This is a genomic window from Hymenobacter metallilatus, assembly GCF_003944705.1.
GTDB lineage: Bacteria > Bacteroidota > Bacteroidia > Cytophagales > Hymenobacteraceae > Hymenobacter > Hymenobacter metallilatus.
This window is the reverse complement of sequence record NZ_RWIS01000001.1, coordinates 584,719-611,361: the sequence shown is the minus strand read 5'-3', so window position 1 is coordinate 611,361 and position 26,643 is coordinate 584,719. Positions and strand designations below refer to the sequence as shown.

Sequence of the window (26,643 nt, the reverse complement as noted above, 5' to 3'; positions counted from 1 at the left end):
TTTCCGCTATGCTTACTGCCAGCTTTCCGCACTACCGCCAGCACGATGTCATGGACTGTGGGCCCACCTGCCTGCAGATTATCAGCAAGTTTTACGGCAAGCTGTTCAACATCGAGAAAATCCGCTCCTCCAGCCAGATTGGCAAAACCGGGGTGTCGTTACTGGGTATCAGCAAGGCGGCCGAAACGCTGGGCATTCAGGCGGTGGGCGGCAACATCACCTTCGAGAAGCTGACGGAGCAGGCCACGCTGCCCTGCATTGTGCACTGGCGCAAAAACCACTTTGTGGTGGTGTACAAGATCAAGCGCAACAAGGTGTACATCTCCGACCCCGCCAGCGGCCTGCACACCTACACCCGCGAGGAGTTCCTCAATAACTGGGCTTACACCACCATGCACAACAAGGCCGCCGGCATTGTGATGCTGCTCAGCCCCACCCCCGCCTTCTACCAAACCGAGGAGGATGAGCAGGTGGAGCACGTAGGCATTGGGCAGCTGCTGGGCCACATCTGGCAGTACAAGGCCCTGCTGTGGCAGCTGCTGGCCGGGCTGGTGGTGGGCAGCCTCATTCAGCTGCTGCTGCCTTTCCTCACCAAAGGTCTGGTGGATGTGGGTATCCGGGGCAACGATTTGAGCTTTGTGTACCTGCTGCTGCTGGGGCAGCTGCTCGTGACGTTGGGCCAAACCTCGGTGGAGCTGCTGCGGGGCTGGATTCTGCTGCACATTACGGCCCGCGTGAACGTGGCGGTGTTGTCGGATTTCCTGCACAAGCTGCTGCGGCTGCCGCTGTCGTTCTTCGATACCAAGCTCACCAGCGACATTCTGCAGCGCATTGAGGACCACAAGCGGGTGGAGGCGTTGCTCACCAACAGCTCCCTGAACACGCTGTTTTCGATGATGACCTTCGCCGTGTTCGGGGTGATTCTGTACCTCTACAACCCCGCCATCTGCTGGGTGTTCAGCGGGGGCAGTGTGCTGTATTTTGGGTGGATTTACCTGTTTCTGAACCGGCGCAAAAAGCTGGACTTCAAGCGGTTTGAAATTTCGGCTCAGAACCGGGCCAAGACGCTGCAGCTCATCAACGGCATCTACGAAATCAAAATCAACGACTGTGGTACCCAGAAAATCTGGGAGTGGGAGGGCATTCAGGCCAAGCTGTTCCGCTACAACGTGCAGTCCCTGGCCCTGAGCCAGTACCAACAGGTAGGCTCTACGTTCATCAACCAGGCCAAAAACATCTTCATCCTGTTTCTGGCCGCCCGCCTGGTCATGAACCAACAGATGAGCCTGGGCGATATGATGGCCATCCAGTTTATTGTGGGCCAGATGAATAGCCCCATTGCCCAGCTGGCCACGTTCCTGCAAACCTACCAGGATGCCAAAATCAGCATGGAGCGGCTGGGGCAGGTGCAGGTGCTGGCCGAGGAGGAAGACCCCAAAAAGGACTACGTGCAGGTGCTGCCCACCGGCCGCGGCCTTACCCTCCAGAACGTGTCGTTTGTGTATCCCGGGGCCGGCAACAAGCCCACCCTCAAAAACCTGAGCTTTGCCGTGCCGGCGGGCAAAACCACCGCTATTGTGGGGGCCAGCGGCAGCGGCAAAACCACCCTGCTCAAGCTGCTGCTGCGCATCTGCGCCCCCACCGATGGGCAGGTGTACGTGGAGGAAACCCCGCTGGAGCGCATCAGTCCGCACTACTGGCGGCAGCACTGCGGCATTGTGATGCAGGACGGCTTTGTGTTTTCGGATACCATTGGCAACAACATTGCCCTCAACGCCGAGCACCGCAGTCCGGCCGCCGTGGAAAAAGCCGTGCACATTGCCAACCTGGAGCAGTACATCCACACCCTGCCGCTGGGCCTGCACACCAAAATCGGGGAGGACGGCAAGGGCTTGAGCGGGGGGCAGCGTCAGCGCGTGCTCATTGCCCGCATGGTGTACAAAAACCCCGAGTACATCTTCCTCGACGAAGCCACCAGCGCCCTCGACGCCTACAACGAGCGGGTGATTATGGAGCGGCTCAACGAGTTCTTCGAGGGCAAAACCGTGGTGATTGTGGCCCACCGCCTGAGCACCGTCAAAAATGCCGACAACATCATCGTGCTCGACAACGGCGAGGTAACTGAGCAAGGCAACCACGAGGAGCTGGTGCGCCGGCGGGGCTACTACTACAATCTGATTAAAAACCAGTTGGAGCTGGGCACCTGACCTCGTGCGAGCAGCTGCCTGAATAAAGCACCGGACGAGTTGCAGTGGTAACTATCACGCTTCATCTGACGCCCGTTTGTCGAAGCATCTCTACCGCTTCGCTGGGCCCTCACTAGCCCAGGGTTTAAACCCTGGGCTATGCAGCGGCTGTCGTTGTATTGATTGGAGTTAGCCAACGGTAGAGATGCTTCGACTACGGCTGCGCCTTCGCTCAGCATGACGGTCTTTTTGCCCTTTCACCTCATCACCTCATCACCTAACCTTTCTAACATGAACAACGCACTGCATGGTTTCGTGGAACAGCTGCACGCCCTGGCCCAGCGCCCAACGGTGGCGGCGGAGGTGAAGAACATCAACGGGCAGGCCCTGTTTGCGGCCCTGCTCAACAACGAGCTGAAGGCCCAGGCCGGGGAGGAGGGCCACCGCCAGGCCGACCACGTGGTGGGGCAGTATTTCAAGGCTGTGCTGCTGTGCCGCAAAAACGAGCTGGCCGCCGCCCTGGCTCAGCTGCAACAGGCCGACGGCCTGCTGGACAGCCTGCCGGCCGTTACCGTCGACTTCGTGACCCTGTTTCAGCTCTCAGCCTGGGGCAATTACCGCTACAAAACCCAGGAGGGCGACGTGGGCATTGCCCTGCTGCGGCGGGGGTTGGGCATCAGCGCCCGGCTGGAGCGGCAGGGCTTTGGGCCACTTATCTACCGCCGCATCGAGCAGGTGCAGAACATTGCCAACATCCTGTTCCGGCAGCAGCAGGTGGAGGCGGCCAACCAGCTTCTGAGCAACGCCCTCACCTTCGTGCACACCGGCCGCGCCCAGGGCCTGCTGCTAGACGACTGGGACTGGGCTACCATGCGCCGCGTGCGGACGCTACAGGAAAGCACTCTGGAAGCCGTACTCAGCCAGCTGGCCGCCCAGAATACCCAGTACATGGCCGATGCCGTGTACCACAACGAATACTACCACCGCGTATTTTTCCGGGGGTTGTTGCAGGAGCTGGAAACCGACACCTATAACCGCGTGGTGCTTTATAACTGGCTGTATGCGAAGAACTCCTACTTCGAGCGGGGCGCCGAGGAGTTCCTGCGCAACGCCCTGGAGTTTCTCGCCGACGAAGCCATTACGGCCGCCTACGACGTGTTCAAAGCCAACCTGCTGGCCCAGGCCATTTGGGTGAGCAAGCAGCAGGCCACCCACCGCCCCGAGCTGATTGGCTCCATCCAGGACTTCGCCGAAACCACCCTGGTCGACCGGGCCGGTAAGGCCATCCGGCTAGTGGCCTGAGCCCGGCGCCCCGCCGCGCCCCAGCACGAAGCCGGCTGCACCCCTGCCAGAAAGGGTGAAACCGGAGCGGGATTTTCCGGATTTTAGGTGAACTTGTTGCGGGCCGGGGCACCAGCGGAAACGTGGGCCCCGGCCCGCTGCCCGTTCTGCTTCATCCGCTATGAAAACCCTCTACCATTTCCATCCGCAGCTGGTGCTGCGCGCCCCGGCGTATCCGTTTACTACCCAGTTCAGCCCCGCCCGCATCGAGCAGCTGCTCACCGATGCCCACTTCATGGAGGCTATTTACCTGGCCTCCCCGGCCCTGTACGAGGAGTGTCGCCGGTGGCAGCGCGGCGAGCTGACGGAGCCGCGCAAAATCGAGAAGCTACGCCATACCCTCACCCGCTACTACACCCGCAGCACCAGCCGCAGCACCCCGTTTGGGCTGTTTGCGGGCTGTACCCTGGCTGAGTGGGGCCCGCAGAGCCACGTAGAGCTTACTACTGCCGAAGCCGGCACTCGGCATACCCGCCTGGATATGCAGTTTTTGTGCGCTCTGGCCCGGCAGCTGGCGGCCCACCCTGAGGTGGGGCCGCGCCTGCGTTACCGGCCCAACAGCAGCCTCTACCACGCCGGTGAGGAAATCCGCTACGTGGAGCAGCAGGTGGTGGCCGGCGAGCTGGTGCACCAGATTAGCGCCGTGGCCGCTTCGCCGCCTTTGCTGCAAGTGCTGGCCGCGGCCCAGGCGGGCGTCCGGCTGCCGGAGCTGGTGGCCGTGCTGGCCCCGGACGAAGCTGAACAGGCCGAAGCCGCAGCCTTCCTGGAAGCCCTGATTGAGGCGCAGGTGTTGGAAAGTGAGCTGGAACCCAACGTGACGGGGGAGGAGTTTCTGCGGCGCATTCAGGCAGTGCTGGCCGGGCTGCTGGCCGAAACGCCCTCGGCCGAGCTGCACGCCATTGCCGCCGTGCTGGACGCCACCCAGCAGCAGCTGGAGGCCCTGGACCAGGCAGGCACCAACCCCGCCGCGGCCTACGAGCAGATTACCGCCAACCTGGCTACGCTGGGCGTGCCCATCGAGCCGGGTAAGCTGTTCCAGACGGATGCCGTGCCCGGTACCGCCGGCCCGGCCACCCTGGACGCCGGCCTGCAACCCCAGCTGCTGGAGGCCTTGGAAGTGCTGACCTACCTGGCCGCTCCCGCCCATTCTCCCCGCCTCGACGACTTCACCCGCCGCTTTCAGGCCCGCTACGAAGACCGGGAAGTGCCCCTGCTGGAAGCCCTGGACAATGAAAGCGGCCTGTCGTACTCCGAGTATGGGCAGAGCCGCTACTCGCCCCTGGTGCACGATTTGGTAGTGGAAAGTACCGCCCCGCACGAGGCCGCCCCGCCCCGGACGCCGGCCCGGCGCTACCTCTACCAAAAGCTGCGTGCGGCCGAACAAGCCCGGCAGTACACCATAGAGATTACGCTGGAAGAGCTGCGCCACCAGGGCCTGCACCCCCTGCCGCTGCCGCTGCCGCCGTCGGTGAGCGTGCTGTTCCGGCCGGCCGGGGCGGGGCAGGTGGTGCTGGAAAGCGTGGGCGGCTCCAGCGCCGTGAACCTGCTGGGCCGGTTTGCCCACGCCGATGCCCGCATTGCCGAGCTGGTGGAGCAGGTTACCCGCCTGGAGCAGGCCCACAACCCCGCCGTGGTCTTCGCCGAAATAGCCCACCTGCCTAGCGGGCGCACCGGCAACATTCTGCGGCGGCCCTGCTTCCGGGCCCTGGAAATTCCCTACCTGGCCCGGAGCGGCAGCGCGGCCCAGGCCCCGGTGCAGGAGCTGACGGTGGCCGTGCAACACGGCGAGCTGGTGCTGCGGCACCGCCGCACCGGGCAGCGCGTGGTGCCTCGCCTGAGTACGGCCCACAACTATACCCGGCAGGCCCTGCCGGTTTACCAGTTTCTGTGCGACCTGCAAACCCAGGGCCTGCAGCCCCACCTGGCCTTTAGCTGGACTGCCATTGCCACCGACGCCAAGTTCCTGCCCCGGCTTACTTACCGCGCCGTGGTACTGGCCCTGGCCGCCTGGCAGCTGGAGCCGGCCGACGTGCAGCCCCTGCTGCAAGCTACCCCCGCCGAGCTGCCGGCGTGCTGGCAGGCGTTTCGGGCGCTGTGGCAGCTGCCCCGCTTCTTCACCCTGGCCGATGGCGACAATGAGCTGCTGGTTGATGCCGACAACGAGCTGCTGCTGCGGGTGTGGCTGGAGGCGGTGCGGCAGCGGACTACCATCCGCCTCAAGGAGTTTCTGTTTGACCCTGCCACCAGCCCCGTGCGCAACGCGGCCGGGGAAGGCTACGCGGCCCAGTGCATTGCCCTGCTGGTGCGGCAGCAGCCCTGCTACCTGCCAGCCAGCCCCGTCCTGCCCCCGGCGGCGGCGGTGCCGCGGGAGTTTGCTTTGGGCTCCGAGTGGCTGTACTACAAGCTGTACTGCGGGCAACTGGTGGCCGACCGGGTGCTGCTGGACGCCATCCGGCCGCTGGCGGCCGAGCTACAGGCGCGGGGCCTCGTAGACCACTGGTTTTTCATTCGCTACGCCGACCCCGACAACCACCTGCGGGTGCGCTGGCATCTGCCCCGGCCCGAACAGGTGGGTGAGGTGATTGGGCTGATGGAGCACTACCTGCACCCGTTTCGGGCTACCAATGCCGTGTGGCGGGTGCAAACGGATACGTACCGCCGGGAGCTGGAGCGTTACGGCTCCCTTTCCATGATGGCGTCGGAAGCCCTCTTTCATTACCAGAGCGAAGCGCTGCTGGAGGCTATAGCCCAGGCTCAGCTGCAAGAGGAGCCGCCGGAGTCCTGGCTTTGGGGGCTGGCCACTACCGATGAGCTGCTCACGGCTTTTGGCTACTCCTTGCCCCGGAAGCTGGCTTTGCTGCAAAAAATGAGGGATTCTTTCGCCCAGGAATTTGGGCTCGACAGTACGCTGAAGCGGCAGCTGGATGCCAAATTCCGCCAGGCCCGCCCCGCCATCAGCCAGGTGCTGGACGCCGCCGGGGCCGGCCTGCTGCCGCTACCCGCGGCCCTCACCAGCATTGCCCAACAGCTGCTGGCCCTGGAAAACGCGGGTCAGCTGGAAGTACCGCTCGATTCGCTGCTGGCAAGCTACGTGCACATGCTGCTCAATCGGCTGGTGCCGGCCGAAGCCCGCCTGCACGAGCTGGTGCTCTATGATTTTCTGTTCCGGTACTACCAGTCGCAGCAGGCCCGGCAGCGGGTATAGGCGGCTACCGCTTACCGGTGCCGCCCATCACTTTCTCCTGCAGGGCCTCGAAAAAGGCCGTGCGGTAGGTGTCGCCCAGCGGCACAATGTCCTTCACATCCTTGAACAGAATCTGGTTGCCATCCAGGGCCCGGATTTTGTCCAAGGACACGATGTAGGACTTGTGCACCCGCATGAAGCGCTTGGGCGGCAGCCGGTCCTCCAGGTCCTTGATGTTGAGCAGGGTGATAATCCGGTCGTCGGGGGTGTAGATGGATACGTAGTTTTTCAGGCCTTCCACAAACACGATTTCGTCGAAGTTCACCCGCGTCATCTTCCGCTTGCTGTCCGTCTTCACGAAGATGTAGTCGTCGGCTTTTTCGGGGGCCTGCCAGCGGGGCGAGGGCTCAATGGAGGTGTTCAGGGCTTTCTGAGCGGCTTTCAGAAACCGCTCGAAGGCAATGGGCTTGAGCAGGTAGTCCAGGGCGTTCAGCTCGAAGCTTTCCACGGCAAACTCGCTGTAGGCCGTGGTCAGGATAACCCGGGTGTTGCCCGTAATCAGCCGCATCATATCCAGACCCGAGAGCTGGGGCATATGGATGTCCAGAAACACCAGATCAACGGGTTGGCTCTGGAGCATACTCAGGGCTTCGAGGGGATTGGTGGTGCTGCCCACCAGCGTCAGGAAGGGCGTTTTCTCAATAAACGTGCGCAGGATGTCGATGGCACCTTGTTCGTCGTCCACGATGAGGCAGGAAATCATCGTTTATAAATCAAGGGTGAGGGTACACTCATAAAACTCCGGCTCGTCCAGCGTGGTTAGCGCGTAGCGGCCGGCATACAACAGCTCCAGGCGTTTTCGGGTGTTTACCAGGCCAATGCCCGTGGTGTGGGCCTTGGGCCCGTGCCGTTTCCGGTTGTGCGTCCGGAAGGTAAGATGATTCTGCACCACGGCCAACTCAATCTGGAGCGGGTGGGCCGGGTCGTCCAGCTCGCCGTGCTTAAAGCAGTTCTCCACGAAGGTGATAAGCACCAGCGGCAGAATCATGAGAAACTGCGTATTGCCGGTAACCGTGAACTGAATCTGCAGACGGTTATTGAAGCGTAACTGATTGATGGCAATATAGTTGTGCAGGTGCTGCACTTCCTGGGTCAGCATCACCTTACCGTTGTGCTCGTCTTCCTGCAGGGCATAGCGCATGGTATCGGAGAGCAGCAGAATGCCCCGGGCGGCACTTTCGGAGTGCGGGTATACCTGCGCGTACAGAAAGTTGAGGGCATTGAAGAGAAAGTGCGGGTTGATCTGGCTTTTCAGATACGCCAGGTTGGCTTCCATCAGGCTCCGCTCGGTGGCCCGCAGCTGCTCCTCCTGCAGGCGCTTCTGCTTTTCCAGCAGCAGGGCATGACGCGAAAACCAGTAGCCCATACTCACCAAAAAAAAGAAAAACCCCCGGTACGACGACATGGCCAGCAGCTGCCAGTACGAGCTGGTCTGGGGCATGTCCGGCTCGCCGAACTGCAGGTGCAGGTACAGCTCGGTCCGCAGTACGGCGTAGCCCAGTAGCAGCAGCAAGGCGCCCAGCACGTACCAGAGGTAGCGCCGCCGCACGTACAGGTGGGGCAGCAGTACCAAGGCGTTGCCGTAAAACAGGCCGGCATTGAGCAGGTAGTACGAGGCGTTCTGCCATACGGCCATCTGGCTGCTGCCAATCAGCAGAAACACCGACTGTTCGTACACCGCAAACCCCAGCCAAGCCAGGGCGTGAAAGAGAATAAAGCGGACAGAGCGTTCGGGAGGAAGCATACGAGGGGACGAAAAGCGGCGCACAGTACCGGGGAGGCAGGCGAAGGTACTACTTCGGAAACAGCCGGTTGGTACCGCAGAAAGGGGTGTTGGTGTAATAGTTTTTCGGAAGTGGGGGTGCCGGGCTACGTTTGATCCAGTTACCGCAAGCACGCATCTTTTCACTTTCCTCTTTCTCTTACCCGCTATGAAAAACCTCAACACCGCCGCCAAATTCAAGCTCACCAAAACAGTTGTTACGCGCTTTACCAAGCCGGGCACCGCCCAGGAAGCCGCTGGTCTGCGCACCACCCTGCTAACCACCGTTTCGTCGTTTGTAGCATTCTAATAACGTAGTAGTGGGGGCGGGGCCCTTTGGGCCCTGCCTGCACGGCGGGCTGGAAACCAATAGTAGCAACGGGCACCCGGGTGGTTTTTATCCCTCTTGATGAGGCCTGGCTGTCCAGGCACCCTTTGCCATGACTAGGACCGGCCCTTCCTTTTATTTCTCCAGCTCACCGGGCAGCGTTGCCCCGGGGGCATTGCCCGTGCCGAATGGCTATGCTACCGTTCAGCAGTCCTGGCAGCAAGTGCATGGGTTTCTGACTACCTACGTGGGGCAGGCCAGCTCTGGCCTGGAGCTGTGCGGCCTGACCATGTATTATTACCATGTGTATAAGTTCTTCGGACAAGCGCAGGATGCTGCGCTTGTCCGAAGCGTATATGAGCAGCTGCTGGCCAACCTGCGGGCCGCTGGCCCGGTAAGCTGGGGAGCCGATGAGCTGGAACAAGTACGGGTGGTGGCCTGGCTGACGGCCCGCCTCGCGCAGGATGGTCTGCTGCCTACCCCCTCGCCCGCACCCCTCCGCCACCTGGATGCCCGCCTGGCCCAGGAGGCACACCGGCTGCAGCAGCAGCCAGGCCCTACCAGCACCCGCAACTTCATCCGGATACTGCAGTACTTCAGTTTGCGTCTGCCCGAGCCGGGGGCCGAAGCCAGCCTGTATGAGTTGCTACAAGCCTGGCCCACGTCGGCAAGGCAGGCGGAGCGGTCCGTCTGCCCCGATCTGGCCCTGAGCCTGACGGACGGCCTGGCCGGCGAGCTGCTGTTGCTGCTGCAGCTGCACAAAGCGGGAGTTACAACAGTTGCCCTGGAGGAGCGCCTGCGCACCGGCATTCAGCAGCTGCTGGCCACCCGGCAGGAGGTAGATTTCAGTGCCGGCCGCTACAGTGTGTTTCCGCGGGTGCTGCTGGCGCCTTACCAGCAGGCCGTTTTCAGCGCCGAGCTGACCTGGGCGCACGGCGACCTGGGCCACTCCTGGCTGCTGTACGAGGCACATGCGGTGTGGCAGGATGCTGAGCTGGCCCGCATTGCCGAATTGGTGGGCCTGAACACGCTGCTGCGCACTACCGCCAGCACCACCGAAGTCACAACGGCCAGTTTCTTCCAGGGCAGTGCCGGAGTGGCGCACCTGTACCGGCGGCTGCACGGCATGAGCGGCCACGCGGCCTACCGCACCGGCTATCTGCATTGGCTGGGCCACACCCTCGCGCAGCTGGCGCAGGAGCTGCCCTACGCCACCGAGTCGTCGTTTGTAGCCAGTATGCCGTTTGGCCTAGTGGGCGTGGGGCTGCTGCTGCTGGCCGAGGTGGCCGACCAGAAAACCGACTGGGACACCCTGCTGCTGTAGCCTCCGGCACTCGGGGCTACCGGATAATCGGGCACCGCTCGAAGGGGCGGGTGCGGTCGAACTGGTAGCGGTAGGTGACGTGGGTTTTGTAGATGCGGGCCCCAATGGAGCGCGTGACGGCCAACATGCGGGGGTTGAAGTCGCCAATCCAGTTCATTTCAATGTCGCGGTAGCCGGAGCGCATAAACTCCCGGCGGGCGTGTACCATCAGGGCGCTTTCCACGCCTTTGCCCTGCCACTCGGGCACCACCCCGAAGATAACACCGAACAGCTTTTTGTCGCGGCGCCGCTCGTATTTGCGCTTTTCCCACAGAAACCGGAGCTTGCCCCAGAGGTTGAAGTTGCGGCCCACGTGCTTGAAGATCTGGTTCAGCTCGGGCAGGCTCACGAAGAAAGCCACCGGCTCCTCGCCGGCGTAGGCAAACCACAGAATCCGCTCGTCCAGCACCGGTTTCATCTGCTTCACCAGCTCCCGGGCCTTGTCCAGGCTCATGGGGTTCACGCCGCTGTGGTTGGCCCAGGCCAAGTTGTAGACGTGGTGAAAATCCTGCGCCAGCTTCTCGGCGTCGCGCTTGCGGGCGTGGCGGAAGCTAAACTCCGGGTGCTCCCGGGCGTAGCGCTCCGCCGCTTTGTCGAAGGCCGGGTGCAGCAGCGTGTCCACTTCCCGGTAGCAGGTGTACTGCCTGAAATACAGCTGAAAGCCGTACGCCTCGAACAGCTGCTGGTAGTAGGGCTGATGAAAGAACATGCCGTAGTTGGGCTCCGTGAAGCCATCGGTGAGCAAGCCCCAAAACCGGTCCCGCTCCCCGAAGTTGATGGGCCCGTCCATAGCCGCCAGTCCGCGCTGAGCCAGCCATTGCCGGCAGGCCTCGAACAGCTCGTTGGCCGCCGCCTGGTCGTCGATGCACTCAAAAAAGCCCATGCCGCCCACCGGCAGCGTAGGGTCGGTCTGAGGCGTTTCGTGGTTGATGAAGGCGGCCACCCGCCCGATACCCGTACCGGCCGCATCGGTGAGCACCCACCGGATGGCCTCGCCGTGGGCGAAGTTGTGGTTTTTGGTCGGGTCGAAAACCGCTTCAATTTCCTGGTCGAGGGGCGAAATCCACTGGGGTTGATTCTGGTAGATCCGGGCCGGCAAATCCAGAAACTGCCGGACCAGGGCCGGGGAATTTACTTCAAGCAGAGGCATGAGGGGGAGGAATTGGCAATGAGCTATGAGCAATAACTACCGGCTGTCATCCTGGGCAGCGCGAAGGACCTTATCACGTCAGAACAGCAAGTAAAACAACGGCTTGTGCTCACATAATAAGGTCCTTCGCGCTGCTCAGGATGACATTCACTGCTTACAGCTCATTGCGCACGTTTAAACACAGACAGCAAGGTAAGTCCGTTTACCCGCTTCGTGTACACTTCCCGGCCCAGGGAGTCGGGGTAGGGGCCGGGGTGCCAGCGGTAGGTAGTCAGGAAGTAGCGGGCCTGGCCCACCGGTACCATGCGCAGGCGGGCCCGCTCGGCGGGCGGTAGCAGCAGCTGGGCGTTGTGCAGCATCAGGGCAGTACGGGGCTCGGTGGCTACCGGCACGGCGGCGCTGGAGTCGTGGGCCAGAATCCACTCCACGCCCTCCCGCCCCGAGAGGCCCCAGTAGTCCCGCTCAAACAGTCGCTCGGCCGTGGCACCGGGCAGAAAGCTGAAATATACGTTCTGGTAGGGGTGGTCAAGCACCATGCGCCAGGCCGTGTGGCCGAGGCCAAGGACCAGCAGGCCAGCCGCCACGTAGCCGGCCAGCCGGGCCGGGCGGGTGGTGGCCCGCTGCCAGCCGCGCCCGGCCGCCTGCGCCCCGCGCCCCGCCAGCAGCAGCAGGGCCGGGTACGCGAAATACAGGTGCCGCCACCCATCATACACCACTGAGTGCAGCACTATAATAGCCAGCAGGGGCCCGAACAGCCAGGCCAGCACCAGCAAATCGAAGCGGCCGGCAGCGGTGCGCAGCCACCCCAGCGGCCGGCGTACAGCAGCGGCCCCCACCACAACCAGCCCCGCCAGAAACAGCGCAACATAGGGCAGCGGCGTAGTGACCAGTATCCAGACGGGTGCGTAGTGCCAGGGCAGCTCCCGCACCGATATTTCCCGGCCCAGGTAGAGCGTGAGCATATCGGCGCGGTAGCGGCTGAAACTGCTGAACGCCGCCACGAAATGGCTGACCGGGTGCTCCCACAAGTAGGGCCAGCCCGCTACTACCACGGCCACCAGCAACGGTACCATTAGTAGCAGGCCGCCCGCCAGCCGACGCCACAGGGCTGGCCGCGCCCAGGCCTCCAGCCCCGCAAACCCCAGCGTCAGGGCCACCAGCAGCACGCCCATCGTGCGCACATCAATGGCCGCGCCCACCGCCACGGCGTGCAGGGCCGCCCGCGGCCAGGTAGGCTGCCGCAGCCACCGGTGCAGCGTACCGATGCCCACCGTGAAAAAACCCAGAAACACCAGGTCCTTGTAGTTGTAGAACGACTCGGCAAACATGCGCGGCGACAGCACCAGCGCCGCCGCCACCGCCAACCCCCAGGCTCCGCTGCCCAGGTAGCGGGCCCCCACCCGGTACAGGGCATAGATGCCCCCCACGCAGGTCAGCCAGATAACCAGGTGCCGGAAAAAGTACACGTCCCGCGAATCCTCCGCGCCCACCACTTTCTCCAGCACCACCAGCGGCAGCTGGTACAGCACCCCGTGGTCGGCATCCTGGTTGTCGCGCATATCAGGAATCTGGGCGAAGGTGGCCTGGCGGCGGGCCAGCTCGGGGGCCAGCTTCAGGGCCACATACTTGGCGTTGATGATGCCGTTGAGCCGGTCGAGCTGCTCATCCCAGCCCACGCCATAGTCACGGTGCAGCGCCCCACCCAGCCCCACCAGCACCCCAAAAAACGCGCCCACCAGCCAACGAAACCAGACGGGACGAACAAGAGCAGAAGTAGAAGGCATACAGGTGGAAATAGGGTGCTTGGCTGTCATTCTGAGCAGCGCGAGGAATCTGGGGTAATGATAGTGTTAGTGTCTACGCAATATGTTTTAAGCCCACTGCGAGACCCTGCGCAACCCACTGCGTGCCACTGCGTGAAATGAATTAGAACGATGGAGCACAAATGTCCTGAAGATGTCAACCCAGATTCCTCGCGCTGCCCGGAATGACAGCCCGGGAGCGTAACAAGCTGCGGAAACGCCGCTAAATTCGGCAATTCATTCCCAACTCCACCTCTAGTCCGCTGTGCTGCGTTCCATTCCCCGCTACATCTGGCCCGTGGCCGCGCTGCTGCTCGTCGTTCGCCTGGCTCTCAACCTGGGCCTCAACCCCGGGCTGGAGTGGAATTACGATGAGCGCCGCAACGGCCGCATTGCCGATAACTACCTGGCCGGCCGGGGCTACGTCAGCCTGGACCCCGAGCGGCAGCAGCTCCGCCCCGATTCGTTTCACGCCAGCTTTCCGGTGTTCGTGTACGTAGGCTGGAGCCGGGCGGGGCTGCCCCGGCATTACCTCACGCTGCTGGTGTACGCGGCGGCGGCCGGCCTCTACCTGGTGGGCGGTCTGTACGTGCAGCGCACGTTGCGCTACTTTGGGCTGGCCCCCGGCGTGGCCTGGGTGGGGGCAGGGCTGTGGGCCCTGTCGCCGGGGGTAGTATACTACATCGGGGCCTACTGGTGGTTCGAGAACCTGGCCCTGCCCCTGCTGATTCTGGTGCTCTACAAGCTGCTGCGGCTGCACGGCGGCCGTCCCCTGCGCTGGCCCGATGCCCTGCTGATTACGGCCAGCGTGGTACTCTCCTGCCTGCTGCGGGGCTACCTGTTGGCGGTGTACGGACTGGTATTCGCCGTTTTTCTGGGGCTGATGGGGCCGCGGCCCGCCCGGCAGCGCACCGCGGCCTGGGGCCTGAGCCTGGGGCTGCTGCTGGCGCTAACGGCGGCCCACCTGCCCATCTTCCTGAAAAACCACCGGATGTTCGGGGCCTACACCCTCAGCAACCAGGCCGGCTTCGAGCTGCTGCAAGGCCACAATTCCGTCACGCAGGGCCGGTTTATGTTTGATTGGGACGAGCGCCAGGGCCCGTTCGACCAGTTCGTGCGCCGGCACATTCCCCAGCTCGATTCCCTGAACCAGTACCAGGAAAGCCAGGCCCGGGCTCGGCTGGCCCGGTACTGGGTAGCCACCCACCCGGCGGCGGAAATCCGACTCTGGGGCCGTAAAACCCTGCTCTTCTTCTCCCCCGAAAACTTCATTGCCGACGCGCCCCGCACGCCCTGGCACCCGTTCACAGCCCTGGTGCACCTGGCGTTTTTTGGGGCGCTGATCCTTACGCTGCTGCGCTACCGGGGGCTGCGGCTGGAAGCGCGCGACTGGCTGCTACTCGCGCCGCTGGTGGCCGTGTGGGGGCTGAGCCTGGTGTTTTTCGTGGGTTTTCGGTGGCGTTTCTTCGCCGAGCCGGCCCTGCTGCTGTTTCCGCTGGTAGTGGCCGGGCGGCTGGGGTGGCTGCCGGCCGCTGGCCCCGGCGTCGGCACCGGCGTCAGCGGGGCCGCACCCGGCACACCGACAGAATAGGCAGGCCATCGGCCTTCACCACGTACACCTCCTCGCCCATTTCGGGCCAGAGCTGGCCGGCAAAGCGGCGGTAGCCCATCAGGAAGTAGCGGTTGGGTGCTTCCGGGTTGAAACGGAGGCGGGCCCGATCGGGGGCGGGCAGCAGGGCCCGGTTGTTTTCGAAGGGCGGCACATGGGATACATCCACGTTGATGATACCCGTGGGCTGTCGCCGCACCAGGTACTCCAGCCCCTGCCGGTAGGCCAGGCCCCAGTAGTCCCGCTCGAACAGCTGCGCCACCTGCCCGGCCGGCAGAAAGCTGAAATACACCTGCTGGTTGGGGTGCATCCGCACCATGCGCCCGGCAGTCAGCAGAGCTTCCAGCCCCGCCACCACTGCCACTACCCAGAACATAGCGCGCCACCGCTGGCTGGCGTGGCGGCGCTGCCCCAACTCCAGGCCAGCCCCCACGGCCAGCAGCAGCAGGGCCGGGTACACAAAATACAGGTGCCGCCACCCATCGTACACCACCGAGTGCAGCCCAATTACCAGCACGATGGGCCCCAGCAGCCACACGCCGAACAGTATATCCAGCCGGCCCTCGTAGGTGCGCAGCAGGTGTAGCGGCTGCCGCAGCAGTCGGGCGCCCACGGCCAGCAGCCCGGCCAGCGCCGCCCCCGAGTACGCCACCGGCGTGGTAAGCAGCAGCCATACCGGAATGTAGTGCCAGGGCAGGTTGCGGGCCGATACCGTGGCGCCCCAGTACAGCACCGGCTCATCCCAGCGGAAATGGCCCATGCTCCGAAAAGCGGCCAGAAAATGGTGGATTGGGGCTTCCCACAAGTAGGGCCAGCCGGCAATGCCAACCGCCACCGTGCCCGCCAGATACAGCAGGCCCGCCCGCAGCACCCCGCCCCAACGGCTGCCCGGGGCCGTGGGGGCCCAGCCTTCCAGCAGCAGCAGGCCCAGCGTGAGGGGCACCAGCATACTGCCCAGAATGCGAATATCAATGGCCAGGCCCGTTGCCAGGCCATGCAGCAGGGCACGCGCAGCAGTCGGGCGGGCCAGCAGCCGGGCCAGCGTGAGCATACTCAGGGTGAAGGCCGCCAGAAATACCAGGTCCTTGGCGTTGTAAAATGACTCAGCAAACAGCCGCGGCGACAGTACCAGCAGGCCCGCCGTGAGCAGGGCGGCGTACTCGTTGCGGAAGCGCCGCCGCGCCAGGCGGTACAGTGCCCACACCCCACCCAGGCACACCAGAAACGTGCAGAAATGCCGCGCCATATAGTATTCGCGGGGTTCGGTGCCGGAGCGCAGCACGTCGTACAGCGCCAGCGGCAGCTCAAACAGCACGCCATGGTCGTTGTCGGGGTAGCCTTGCAGCAGGGGTACTTCCCGGAGTAAAGGCTGGCGGGCGGCCCACTCCGGGGCTACCAGCCCGGCTACGTAGCGCAAACTCACCAGCCCGTTGCGGTGGTCCACCGGCTCATCCCAGGAAACGCCGTAGTCCGTAACCAGCACGCGGCCCAGCACCAGCAGCCCGCCAAAAAAAGCCCAGACTACCCAGCGCGGGGCCCGGCGGATAGCGGGGGCAATGGCAGCAGCCGGCATAGGAAAGGGAGTGGGGTGGGAAGATGGTGGTAAGCAGCGTGCAGGCGGCGGCCCCAAGTTACTGGCCGGCCACCACAACTACCTAGCTCCAGGGCCGGAAAACAAAAAAGGACCGCCGTTGCCGACAGTCCTTTTTTGGGGGGTGGGAGATACTGGGTTCGAACCAGTGACCCTCTGCTTGTAAGGCAGATGCTCTGAACCAGCTGAGCTAATCTCCCGGGGGTATGCGTACTCTGAAAAAAAGTGGGAGATACTGGGTTCGAACCAGTGACCCTCTGCTTGTAAGGCAGATGCTCTGAACCAGCTGAGCTAATCTCCCAAGGGCGTGTCCCGTTTGGGATGGCAAATATGGGAGGTCATTTCCTAAATCACAACACTTCCTGCCATCTTTGGCCGAAGATTTTTTGCAGTGGCTGGCTTCCTGCCCAGCAACTAACTGCCAGTCAGAAATTTCAGCGGAAGGTAAACGGTGCGTCGATTTCTGAAAATTTCCGGCCTCACCCTGCTCCTGCTCCTAAGTGCCGGCTGGCTGGGGCTGTGGCTGGGACAGGACTACCTCATCGGGCTGTTTGTGGCCGGCCTGAACCGCTACCTGTGCGTGCCGGTGCAAGCCAGCCGGCTGGAAGTGTCGGTACTGGATCAGTTTCCGCGTCTGTCCGTCACGCTGCACGATGTGGTGGTGCAAGGCTCCTTGCCCCAGGATACCGTGCGGCTGGCCCGGGCCCGGCGGCTGTACTGCGCCTTCAATGCCTGGGATGTGGCCAGTGGCCACTACCGCATCCGGGAAATTATCCTGGCTGATGCCCGGGTGCACATCCGGCGCAACCGGCAGGGCGTGGCCAATTACCACGTCATCTGCTCAGATACGGTAGCTGGCCCGGCTGAAGCACCGTTTTCTCTGGCTCTGGAAGCCATCCGGCTGGAGCGGGTGAGGGCCGTGTATGAAGATGCGGGTCGGGAGCAGTTCATGGCGTTGCGCGGCTCAGCGCTGAATGCGGCCGTCACCATTACCGGTCCACTGGTTGACGTCAGAACTACCGGCGAGGCCCTGGTGCACACCGTACGGCTGGGCACCGATGATTACTTCCGGGATAAACAGCTTGTGCTAAATACTTCCCTGCTGATTGACCGGGACAAGAAAGAGTTGCTGGTGCGACCCTCCCGGGTGCAGGTAGGTCCCGCCAGATATGCCATTGCCGGAGCCATCAGGTACCGGCAGGCTCCCGAACTCGACCTAAGCTGCCGGGCTACCGGCGCGGATGTACAGGCCGTGCTGGCTCTGCTGCCCCCGCGCCTGACCCGGCCGTTGCAGGGGTACCGGAGCCGGGGGCAGGTGTACGTGGCCGGTACCGTGCGGGGCACCTGGTCGGAAACCCGGAACCCGGCGGTAGCGGTGCAGTTCGGCTGCTGGGAGGCCTCGTTCTTTCACCCCCGGTACCGGCAGGCCGTGGAGCGCGTGAACCTGACGGGTACCTTCAGCAATGGCCCGGCCCACGCGGCCCGCACGGCGGTGCTGGCCCTGCAGAACGTGCGGGGCCAGCTGGCAGGCCGGCCTTTTGGGGGCGAGCTGCGGCTGGAAAACTTCACTGAGCCCCACCTATACCTGAACCTGGAGGCCGACGTGGAGCTGGCGCGGGCCCTCCAGTTTTTTCCGGTGCCGGCAATACAGGCGGTGCAGGGTGAGGCCCAACTGCGGCTGCGGCTGCACGGCCCCTTGCGCAGCCTGCGGGAGCGGCCCACGGCCCGGCAGGCAACGGGGCAACTCACGTTTCGGGCGGTGCGGCTGCAGCTTCGCAGCTTCCGGCAGCCGTTCACGGACCTGTCGGGAAAGGTGCAGCTGGCCGGCGGAACCGTGGCCGTGCCAGAGGTGCAGGGGCGGCTAGGGGCTTCCGATTTCCGGGGGCGGGGTACAATGCATAATGTGCTGGGCTGGGCGCTACGGCCCGGGCAGCCGCTCCGGATAGACGCAACGCTCAACTCTCACCTCCTCGATTTCAACCAGCTGCTGTACGTGTATCAACCGGGACAAGCTGCCCCGGCACCTGCCCAACGGTTTGCCCGGGCCGCCGCGGGGCAGGTGCCGGCCTCCCTGGTGCTCAGCCTCCAGGCCCGGGCCCGGCAGGTGCGGCTGCGGCGGCTGCGGGGGCGGGAGCTGCGCGGCAGCATCCGGCTGCAGAACCAGATGTTCAGCTCGCCGGGGCTGAGCCTGTGGGCGGCCGGCGGGCAGGTAAGTGTGCGAGGCACGGTGGATACCCGCAATCCGGAATTGATAAAGGCCCGTACTGTGGCCAGCTGCCAGCGGCTGCCCCTGGACAGCCTGTTCTACGTATTCGAGGATTTTGGCCAGCAGTTTCTTACGGCCCGCCACCTGCGCGGGCAGCTCACGGCCACCGCCGAATCGGACGTGTACCTGGACGAGCACCTCACGCCCCTCACCGACAAGCTGGAGGCGGAGGTGCACGCCACCATCCACAACGGGCAGCTGCTGAATTTTGAGCCGCTGCAGCGCCTGAACCTGGTGGCCGACCGGGCTACGCTGCGAAACCTGCGGTTTGCCGAGTTGCACAACAGCCTCTACGTGCAAAGCCGTACGGTGTATGTGCCGGAAATGGAAATCCGCTCCAACGTGCGGGCGGCCTCCCTCATCCGCGTAACGGGCACGCACACCTTTGATCAGCAGATAGACTACCACCTGCAAATTCCGCTGCTGCCGGGCCTGCTGCCCCGGGCCGCCGCCCGCGCCGATGGACCCGGGCTGCGGCTGGCCATCCGGGGAACCGAAAACCAGTTTACGGTACGCTACGAAACCGGCCCCGACAAGCCACCCGGGCCCCGGCCCGCCACCGAGGCCCCGGCCAGTGCGCCGCCCCCTGCAGTGGCGCCCGCGCCCGGCCCGCGCCCGGCCACCCGGCCCTCTTTCGAGCTGAAAAAACCTGTGAAGAAACCCGCGCAGCCGCAGGTAGGCGAGTATTTCGAGTTTTAGGGTACTTACATTCCGTTTCTGGGTCAACCCCAGCCGGAGCCGGTGCGTTAAGGTCAGCGAGTTATTTCCCATTCCATCTCCTCTCAACCATGAACGATACCCAGCTACTTCAGAACTACTCCGACCCGGAAAAAGCGGCCTACCTGAGCGTAATTGCCAGTCTGGCCTCCGCCGACCGGGAAGCCTCGGCCGCTGAGATTGAATTTTTGCAGCAGTTGGCCCACCAGGCCGGCCTGAGCGGGGGAGCTACCCAGCAGGTGTTATCTGCCGCCAAGGATGCCACCAACGAGTCCATCAAGGGCAACCTCGATGCCCTGCGGGGCAGCGACCTGCGCTTTTCCCTGGTAACCGACCTCATCAGCTTCGCCCGGGCCGATGGCTCTTACGCCAACGACGAGGAAGCAATGGTGAATAAAATAGCTGCCTACCTGGGTATCACGCCCCAGCAAACCCAAACCCTCAACCAGGTAGTCGACCAAGCCGCGCAGGTACCTCACAGTGCCAGCGACCCCGCCAAGCAAAGCTTTTTCGGCGGCATCACCGATAAGCTGGAAAATGCCGGTATTCCCAAAGGTGCCCTGATGGCCGGCCTGCTGGGTGTGGTAGCGCCCATGGTAATATCGAAGGTGATGGGCGGCCGTAGCCAGAGCCCGGGTATGGGCGGTGGCATGATGGGTGGCGGTACCATGGGTGGCCTTCTGGGTGGGGCAGCCAGCAGCGGCATGGGCGGTCTGCTCGGCGGCTTGCTCGGAGGAGGGCTGCTCAGCGGTGTGCTGGGCGGCGGTCAGTCCCAGTCTACCGATGGCTACGGCAACTACCCGCAGCAAGGCTCCCACGTGGGCAGCGGCGGCCTGGGCTCCCTGATGTCCATTCTGGGCGGACTGGGTGGTCAGCCTAACTCCCAGCCCCGCAGCAGCGGCGGCGGCGGCCTCGGCGGGCTGATGAGCGGGGGCATGGGCGGTCTGCTGGGCGGCTTGCTAGGCGGCCGGTAAAGGCCTCACTAGGGTAAGAATACAAACCGGCTGGTTCCGCAGGGAACCGGCCGGTTTTTTTATGCTGCCAGCCCTATGCATCTTGGTGCCGGTATCCATTTAGCATACATACATGAGAAAAGCTATACTGGCAGGTTTACTGCTGATAGGCCTCACTGCGCAGGGGCAAACCAAGCAGACAATTGAAGTGCGTCCGCCCCTGAAAATAGCCACGCTATACCGCAACAGCCTGGAGCTGGAGCACCAGGCCGAGGTGCAACTGCCAGCGGGTACGAGTCGGTTACTGATTGCCAATGCTTCGCGCTACCTCAGCCGAGCCACTGAAGTTGAAGTGCGGTTGGGCGAGGGAGTGGAGGTGCTGTCGGTAGGCGAGGAGGTGGAGGACGAGGAGGAAGCTGCTGCTGCACCACTCACGGCCACCAATCGGGCGAGTATAGATAGTCTGGCGCGGGGCAACGACGAGCTGGCCCGACTGGATGCGGAGCTGAAGGCCCTGGAAGAAGAAAAAACTATGCTGATGGCCAACCGGGTGCTGCCAAGCGGCACGCAGGCCAACTGGAGCGCCGAGCTGCAAAAAGGAGCCACGCTGCTTCGTACCCGGCTCACGGCCATTCAGCTGGAAATTCGCCGGCTCACGGTCCAGCAGGAAGCGCAGAAAAACCTGGTGCGCAGAATGGAGCAGCGGAACCGGCCGGACGAGCAGGTGAAGCCTTTTTACGTGATGGTACGCACCAGGCAGGCGGGCACCTTTCCGCTACGGTTGCGCTACGCTGCCAACCGGATGACGCCCTGGCGGCCGAAACTGGAAATACGCGCCGACGAAACCGGCAAAACCGTACAGTTTGTGCCCAGCGGACAAGTGTACAACAAGACCGGACTCGATTGGAATAGAGTGCGGGTGGTGCTCGTCAACGAGGTCAAGGAAGTCGACATCAGCAAACCCGCAATGGAGCCCTGGACGCTCGATTCCGACGGCAGGGACGACCATATCGGGGAGGGCCGGGTAGATGCCTTTGTGGTGAAGGGCACGTCGGCGGGCCGGGCCGTAGAAGCCTCGCAGGGCACGCGCTACGAGGTGCCGGAGCTGGTTTCCCTGAAAGCCGGCGAATCGCGCCGCATCAGCCTGCCCGTGCTTACCCTGCCCTCGCGCACCGAATATCTGGCGCTGCCAAAGTTGTCGGAAAAAGTATTCCGGCAGGCGAAGGTGAGCGGGTGGGAAGGCCTGCACCTGCCCGACGAAGCGCAGGTGTACTACGGAGGAGCTTACGTGGGCGACGCTGAGCTGGAAGGCCGCGCCTACAACGACTCACTGGAACTGTCGCTCGGCTACGATGAGCGGATTGTGGTGGGGCGCACCAAGCTGGAAGATTACAGCCGCAACGTGGGCAGCCAGAAGCGCAAAGTGCATCTTACCTACGAGCTGAACGTGCGTAACCTGCGGCCGGAGCCGGTGCGCATTAAGGTGCAGGACCAAGTACCGGTATCCAGCGAGAAGGAAATTGAAGTGAAGCTTGGGGACGTGAGCGGGGCGCAGGTAGAGGAGCGCATCGGCCGGCTGACCTGGTACCTCACGCTGGCCCCAGGGGCCAGCCAGCGCCTCAAATTCAGCTTCGAGGTAGAAATGCCGAAAGACAAGGAGGTCAATATCATCAAACACGACATCCGTATCCGCTCCCCCAAATTCCGCTAACCGCCCCCTACGCCGGCAGGCCGTTTACCTGTACAATGGTGGTGCCGGTGCTGGCGAAGGTACCGCCGGCCTGCTCCACGGTTTCCACCAGCCGGTAGTTGAGCTCCTCCTTCACTTGCAGGTACTCGTCGTAGTTGGTGGTTTCCACAAAGTATTGCACGGTTACCTCCTTGGCGGCCGGCGTGAGGGCCGCAAACTGCACCTGTACTTCTTTGGTTACCAGTGGGTTTTCCTCAATAACTCGCTTGGCGTCTTCCACGATGCGCAGCAGCTGCTGGCTGTTGGTGGCATGGCTCAGGGCCAGGGTGAAGTTCACGCGCCGGGCCGTGCGCAACGAGAGGTTGTCCAGGGGCTTGTCAATCATGCTTTTGTTGGGCACCGTGACGTAGCTTTTCTCGGCCGTGCGCAGGCGGGTGCTGCGGAAGCCCACTTTCTCCACGGTACCGGTTACCGGCCCCACTTCCACCAGGTCACCCACGGCAAAAGGCCGGTCGAGGAAGATGGTAAACGAGGCTATCAGGTTTTCCAGGCTCTCCTTGGCGGCAAAGGCCACGGCCAGGCCCCCAATGCCCAGCCCCCCAATCAGGGCCGTTACGTTTACCCCGAACACCTTGCTCAGCATCACCAGAAAGGTGATGGTGAGCACCAGCACCTTCAGCAAATCCTTGGCGAAGGGAATGAGCTGGTTGCTGAGGCGGGAGTTGCTGGTTTCGGAGCGCCGCTGGAACACCAGCACCAGAAAATCAATGATGCGCAGCCACACCCAGCCTACGCCCCAGATAACGGCCATCTGAAACAGCCGGAACAGCAGCCGCTTGGCCCAGGGCTCGTTGTGGGCAATGTCGGAGCTGCGCACCGGATAATCCAGCACCTGAAACGCGAAATAGGCCGTAATCAGGAAGATGACAATGGACAAGGGCTGAATGAGCAGGGCCTGAAACTGCGCCTCGCTTACGCCCTCGGTCCGCTTGCGGATAAAGCGGAACACCAGCTTGGACAGCAGCCTCGACAGCAGCGTTTTGAAGGCGTATCCGAACAGCAGAATGCCCGCGCACCACAGGTAAGCCGCCACATTATTGCCCAGAAAGCGGTAGCCAAGAATTTCCTGTAAAGTCATGAAATGAATGTGGAGAATGTGGCGGAATGTGCAAAATGTGAAAAACATGGTGTCGTCTGAGCAACCACATTCACCACATTCCGCACATTCAACCACATTAGTATACTAGCTGGCGCAAGGCCATTTCAAACGACTTCTGGGCAATGCCGGTGGCGGCCTCGTCCTGGTGGCGGGTGCGGGCCAGCGCCGCCCGGATCACGCGCGAGGTATCCTGGAAAATAGCCTGGTCGGTGATTTCGGCGTTGGATTCCATCAGGTAGGCAAACACCCGGGCCATGCCGCAGTTGGCAATGAAGTCGGGAATAACGCTGGTATGGGCATCAGCAAATTCGCCGGTGGGCCCGAAGAAAATTTCCGGGTCCTGGAACGGCACGTTGGCCCCGCAGCTAATTACCTCCAGGCCGCCGGCCACCAGCTGCTCCACCTGCTGGCGCGTCACCAACCGGGAGGCCGCCGCCGGAATGAAGATTTCGGCCCCGCTGCTCCAGATGCGCTGGTTCACCTCCTCAAAGGAAAGCAGGTTATCGGCGGTCAGGGCGTTGCCTTCGCGCCGCAGAAACAGCTCCCGGATTTCCTCCAGCGAGAAGCCCTCTTCCTTGATGAGGCCCCCGGCCCGGTCGATGATGCCGGTAATGCGGGCCCCCTGGCTGGCCAGGTAGTAGGCCGCCGCCGCGCCCACATTGCCCCAGCCCTGCACTATGGCCCGCTTGCCGGCCACTGAGCGGCCGCCCCACAACTCGTAGTAATGGCGCACGGCCTCTGCCACGCCGTAACCCGTAATCAGGTCGGCCACGGAGTATTTGCGGCTCAGGTCAGGGGTGAAGCTGGCGTCTTCCAGGACTTTCACTACACCCTGGCGCAGCTGGCCCAGCTTCTGAATTTTCTGGGGCTCGGTGGCCCGGTAGTGCCCATTTACAATGCCCTCCTGGGGGTGCCAGAGGCCATAATCCTCCGTAATCGGAATCACGTCGTGAATTTCGTCCACGTTCAGGTCGCCGCCGGTGCCGTAGTAGTTCTTGAGCAGTGGAATAACGGCTTTGTACCACCGCTCCAGCACGCCCCGCTTGCGCGGGTCCTGGGGGTCGAAGTTGATACCGGATTTGGCACCACCAATGGCCGGGCCCGACACGGTGAACTTCACCTCCATGGTTTTGGCCAGGCTTTCCACTTCGCGCTTATCCAGGCCCTTACGCATGCGCGTGCCGCCGCCGGCGGCCCCGCCGCGCAGGGAATTAATCACCACCCAGCCCTCGGCCTCGGTTTCGGCGTCTTTCCATTCAAAAACAATTTCAGGGCGCTTATTCTCAAACTTGGCCAGCAGGTCTTTCATGTAGGGCAGCGAATAGGTGGGGTGGAAATTTTCGGGGGCAAAGGTACGCAGGCCCCGGCGGCAGTACCTACCCCGGATGGACTTTGTACATCCGGGGTAGGTACTGCCGCTGGAACTCATGGGTACATCGGAGAAATACTATGTCGGACAAATTGCGAAACCTGTCCCGCAGGCAAGCAACCCTGGCTGGCTGGCTTTCGTCCTTCGCCCCCGCAGCTACGTACAAGCCCGCACTGGTGCAATTTTTTGGCTTGTTATAATTTTTTTTAACTGATAGTAGAGAAGGAGGAACTTTGCGGGGTTAGAATATCGTATTACCCCTATTCCTGCATATCCTTCCACTGCTACCACCGTTGTAACGACATATGAAACCTTTGCTTTCACGAGTAGAATCCAAAAAAGTAGATAAGGCTGCCGCCATGCTCAAAGTGCTGGCCCACCCCAAACGGCTAGCCATTGTGGACCTGTTGGGCAAGGAAGAGAAAATGACCGTCACGGAAATTTACCGTTCGCTCGATCTGCCTCAGGCCATTGCCTCCCAGCACCTTATTACCCTGAAAGACCGGGGCATCCTGTCGTCGTTCAAGGTGGGTACCAAAATCTACTACTCCCTGTCTATTCCCAAGCTGCTTGATGTAATCGACTCGTTGGAGGACTGCTGCGACACGATGTAAGCTTGCATTGTGAGCTCTTTGTGCGCAAAGCCAGTGCCCATACACTGCCTTTGCGCACAAAGAGCCAAGTTTCCTTACATGCAAAAGCCCCTGGCTTCCGTGCGGACGCCAGGGGCTTTTGCGTACAAGCGGCGAGCCCGCCGCTGATGTTGGCTGTGGCGGCTGATTAAGCCACGTTGGGCTGCCGCTCCAGGTCAAACAGGTCCGTAAGTACGTCAATGAGCTGATCAGCTTCGCCCCGTTTGCAGGCCGCCTTTAGCTGCAGCACCGGCTGCTTCAGAATTTTCTGCATCAGGGAGCGGGTAATGTCGTCCATGCGCTTGGTTTCCTCGGGGCTCATTTTCTTCTGATACCGGTCCATTTCCTCCAGCCGAATCTGCTCCAGGGCATTCTTCAGCTTCTGGATGGTGGGCGACACCAGCATTTCCTTGGTCCAGTCCTGCAGGCCCGCAATGCTTTCCTCAATAATGGCGCGTACCTGGGGCACGGCGGCCAGGCGGCGCTCCAAAGCAGCCGAGGCCTTGCTCTGGATGGCGTCGATGTTGTATACCAGCACGCCGGGTACCTGCTCCACGTCGGTGGCAATGCTGCGGGGCACCGACAGGTCGATGAAGAATTTGTAGCTCAGTACCTCCAGGCGCTCCACCATGTCGCGGGTGAAGAAGGGCTCGGGGCGGGCAACGCTGCTGATAACAACATCGGCTTCCTTGAGGCCCTGCACCAGGTTTTCGAAATCCAGTACCTGCAGTCCACACTCCTGAGCCAGCTCATCGGCCTTGGAGCGGGTACGGTTGCAGATGGTCACGTCCTGAAACACCTTACTGTCGCCGAAGTGGCGGCATACATCGGCCCCGATTTCACCCAGGCCCACCACCAGCACCCGCGGGTTGGCTACGTCGGCGGTCAGCTCTTCCACCAACTCCAGGGCAGCGTAAGAGGTGGAGGCGGCCCCGTCGCGGAAGGAGGTTTCCTGCTGCACCCGCTTGTTGGTGAAGAATACGGTGTGGAGCAAACGGTGCAGGAAGGGGCCCGCCGCATCCTCGTCGGCCGACCACTGGTAGGCCTGCTTCACCTGGTTGCTGATCTGCAGGTCGCCCACCACCTGGGCATCCAGGCCCATGGCTACCTCGAAAAGGTGGCGCACGGCATCCGGCTGGTGGTCCAGCACATCGAAGTAGGGAAAGTACTCAGCGGCTTCGGGCAGGTTTTTAAGCTGACCCAGTGCCTCAATAATGGCCAGGCTCTGATCCTGCTCGGCAGAGTAGTATACCTCCGTGCGGTTGCAGGTACTCAGTACCAGCAGGTCCTGGAGGCCGAACTCCTGGTGCAGGGTGTGCAGAAAACGCCGACAGGCAGCCTCGTCCAGGGCAATCAGCTCCCGGATTTCGAGCGGGGCTTTTTTGAAGGACAGACTAAGGGCCTTAAAGGAATGGAGCATAGCAGGTGCTAGTGCGAAAATCAGGGGGCAAAAATACGCTACAAATTGCTAGGGTAAAAAC

At 62.7% G+C, this 26,643-nt stretch carries 18 protein-coding genes and 2 tRNA genes; 10 read left to right on the top strand and 10 right to left on the bottom strand.

What is annotated here, in order from left to right; translation table 11 throughout:
* Nucleotides 1–8: 8 nt before the first annotated feature.
* The 3 genes from EI290_RS02410 to EI290_RS02400 all read left to right on the top strand — a co-directional run bounded on the left by EI290_RS02410 (nt 9) and on the right by EI290_RS02400 (nt 6,732).
* Nucleotides 9–2,207, top strand: a complete 2,199-nt coding sequence (locus tag EI290_RS02410) for a peptidase domain-containing ABC transporter (RefSeq protein ID WP_125426351.1) — start codon at nt 9–11, stop codon at nt 2,205–2,207.
* 270 nt (nt 2,208–2,477) lie between these two features.
* The gene (locus EI290_RS02405) at nt 2,478–3,488 is read left to right on the top strand and encodes a hypothetical protein (RefSeq protein WP_125426349.1); all 1,011 of its coding nucleotides are present in this window, start codon (nt 2,478–2,480) and stop codon (nt 3,486–3,488) included.
* 160 nt (nt 3,489–3,648) lie between these two features.
* On the top strand, nt 3,649–6,732 hold the full coding sequence (locus EI290_RS02400; RefSeq protein WP_125426347.1) for a lantibiotic dehydratase: 3,084 nt from the start codon (nt 3,649–3,651) through the stop codon (nt 6,730–6,732).
* 4 nt (nt 6,733–6,736) lie between these two features.
* On the opposite strand, the gene EI290_RS02395 is transcribed toward EI290_RS02400, so the two are convergent.
* Together EI290_RS02395 and EI290_RS02390 are read right to left on the bottom strand one after the other, a co-directional pair.
* Nucleotides 6,737–7,474, bottom strand: coding sequence for a LytR/AlgR family response regulator transcription factor (locus tag EI290_RS02395; RefSeq protein WP_125426346.1), 738 nt, complete (start codon nt 7,472–7,474; stop codon nt 6,737–6,739).
* A gap of 3 nt (nt 7,475–7,477) precedes the next feature.
* A complete protein-coding gene (locus tag EI290_RS02390) occupies nt 7,478–8,515 on the bottom strand; it encodes a sensor histidine kinase (protein ID WP_125426344.1) in 1,038 nt (345 codons plus the stop codon).
* Nucleotides 8,516–8,702: 187 nt separating this feature from the next.
* Between EI290_RS02390 and EI290_RS22305 the strand changes: the two genes are divergently transcribed.
* Nucleotides 8,703–8,843: a hypothetical protein gene (locus EI290_RS22305; RefSeq protein ID WP_185816812.1), complete on the top strand. Its 141-nt coding sequence runs from the start codon at nt 8,703–8,705 to the stop codon at nt 8,841–8,843.
* A 130-nt stretch (nt 8,844–8,973) separates the two neighbouring features.
* Nucleotides 8,974–10,185, top strand: coding sequence for a glycoside hydrolase family protein (locus EI290_RS02385; protein ID WP_125426342.1), 1,212 nt, complete (start codon nt 8,974–8,976; stop codon nt 10,183–10,185).
* 16 nt (nt 10,186–10,201) lie between these two features.
* Here EI290_RS02385 and EI290_RS02380 read toward each other — a convergent pair whose 3' ends face one another.
* On the bottom strand, nt 10,202–11,374 hold the full coding sequence (locus EI290_RS02380; protein ID WP_125426340.1) for a GNAT family N-acetyltransferase: 1,173 nt from the start codon (nt 11,372–11,374) through the stop codon (nt 10,202–10,204).
* Between the two features lie 161 nt (nt 11,375–11,535).
* Nucleotides 11,536–13,158 (bottom strand): hypothetical protein, encoded by a 1,623-nt coding sequence (locus EI290_RS02375; protein WP_125426338.1) that lies wholly within the window; start codon nt 13,156–13,158, stop codon nt 11,536–11,538.
* A 283-nt stretch (nt 13,159–13,441) separates the two neighbouring features.
* Between EI290_RS02375 and EI290_RS02370 the strand changes: the two genes are divergently transcribed.
* A complete protein-coding gene (locus EI290_RS02370) occupies nt 13,442–14,767 on the top strand; it encodes a hypothetical protein (RefSeq protein ID WP_125426336.1) in 1,326 nt (441 codons plus the stop codon).
* Here the strand turns inward: EI290_RS02370 and EI290_RS02365 are convergent.
* The 3 genes from EI290_RS02365 to EI290_RS02355 form a co-directional block, all read right to left on the bottom strand.
* The gene (locus tag EI290_RS02365; protein WP_125426334.1) at nt 14,733–16,358 is read right to left on the bottom strand and encodes an ArnT family glycosyltransferase; all 1,626 of its coding nucleotides are present in this window, start codon (nt 16,356–16,358) and stop codon (nt 14,733–14,735) included. The genes EI290_RS02370 and EI290_RS02365 overlap by 35 nt on opposite strands.
* A gap of 143 nt (nt 16,359–16,501) precedes the next feature.
* Nucleotides 16,502–16,576: transfer RNA gene (locus EI290_RS02360), tRNA-Val, on the bottom strand.
* 26 nt (nt 16,577–16,602) lie between these two features.
* A tRNA-Val gene (locus tag EI290_RS02355) sits at nt 16,603–16,677 on the bottom strand.
* 150 nt (nt 16,678–16,827) lie between these two features.
* Here EI290_RS02355 and EI290_RS02350 point away from each other — a divergent pair.
* The 3 genes from EI290_RS02350 to EI290_RS02340 all read left to right on the top strand — a co-directional run bounded on the left by EI290_RS02350 (nt 16,828) and on the right by EI290_RS02340 (nt 22,023).
* Nucleotides 16,828–19,341 carry an AsmA-like C-terminal region-containing protein gene (locus EI290_RS02350; protein ID WP_125426332.1) on the top strand — a complete coding sequence of 838 codons (2,514 nt, stop codon included), beginning with the start codon at nt 16,828–16,830 and terminating at the stop codon, nt 19,339–19,341.
* Between the two features lie 89 nt (nt 19,342–19,430).
* Entirely contained in the window at nt 19,431–20,333 is a 903-nt protein-coding gene (locus tag EI290_RS02345; protein WP_125426330.1) for a TerB family tellurite resistance protein, read from the top strand.
* A 112-nt stretch (nt 20,334–20,445) separates the two neighbouring features.
* Nucleotides 20,446–22,023: a DUF4139 domain-containing protein gene (locus tag EI290_RS02340; RefSeq protein ID WP_125426328.1), complete on the top strand. Its 1,578-nt coding sequence runs from the start codon at nt 20,446–20,448 to the stop codon at nt 22,021–22,023.
* 7 nt (nt 22,024–22,030) lie between these two features.
* On the opposite strand, the gene EI290_RS02335 is transcribed toward EI290_RS02340, so the two are convergent.
* Nucleotides 22,031–23,140, bottom strand: coding sequence for a mechanosensitive ion channel family protein (locus tag EI290_RS02335; RefSeq protein ID WP_185816811.1), 1,110 nt, complete (start codon nt 23,138–23,140; stop codon nt 22,031–22,033).
* A gap of 97 nt (nt 23,141–23,237) precedes the next feature.
* Nucleotides 23,238–24,470, bottom strand: coding sequence for a Glu/Leu/Phe/Val dehydrogenase dimerization domain-containing protein (locus EI290_RS02330; protein WP_125426324.1), 1,233 nt, complete (start codon nt 24,468–24,470; stop codon nt 23,238–23,240).
* Nucleotides 24,471–24,835: 365 nt separating this feature from the next.
* On the opposite strand from EI290_RS02330, the gene EI290_RS02325 reads away from it, so the two are divergent.
* Nucleotides 24,836–25,144, top strand: coding sequence for an ArsR/SmtB family transcription factor (locus EI290_RS02325; RefSeq protein WP_044003755.1), 309 nt, complete (start codon nt 24,836–24,838; stop codon nt 25,142–25,144).
* Between the two features lie 166 nt (nt 25,145–25,310).
* Here EI290_RS02325 and hemA read toward each other — a convergent pair whose 3' ends face one another.
* Complete coding sequence (hemA, locus tag EI290_RS02320) at nt 25,311–26,582, bottom strand: glutamyl-tRNA reductase (protein WP_125426322.1); 1,272 nt, start codon at nt 26,580–26,582, stop codon at nt 25,311–25,313.
* Nucleotides 26,583–26,643 lie beyond the last annotated feature (61 nt).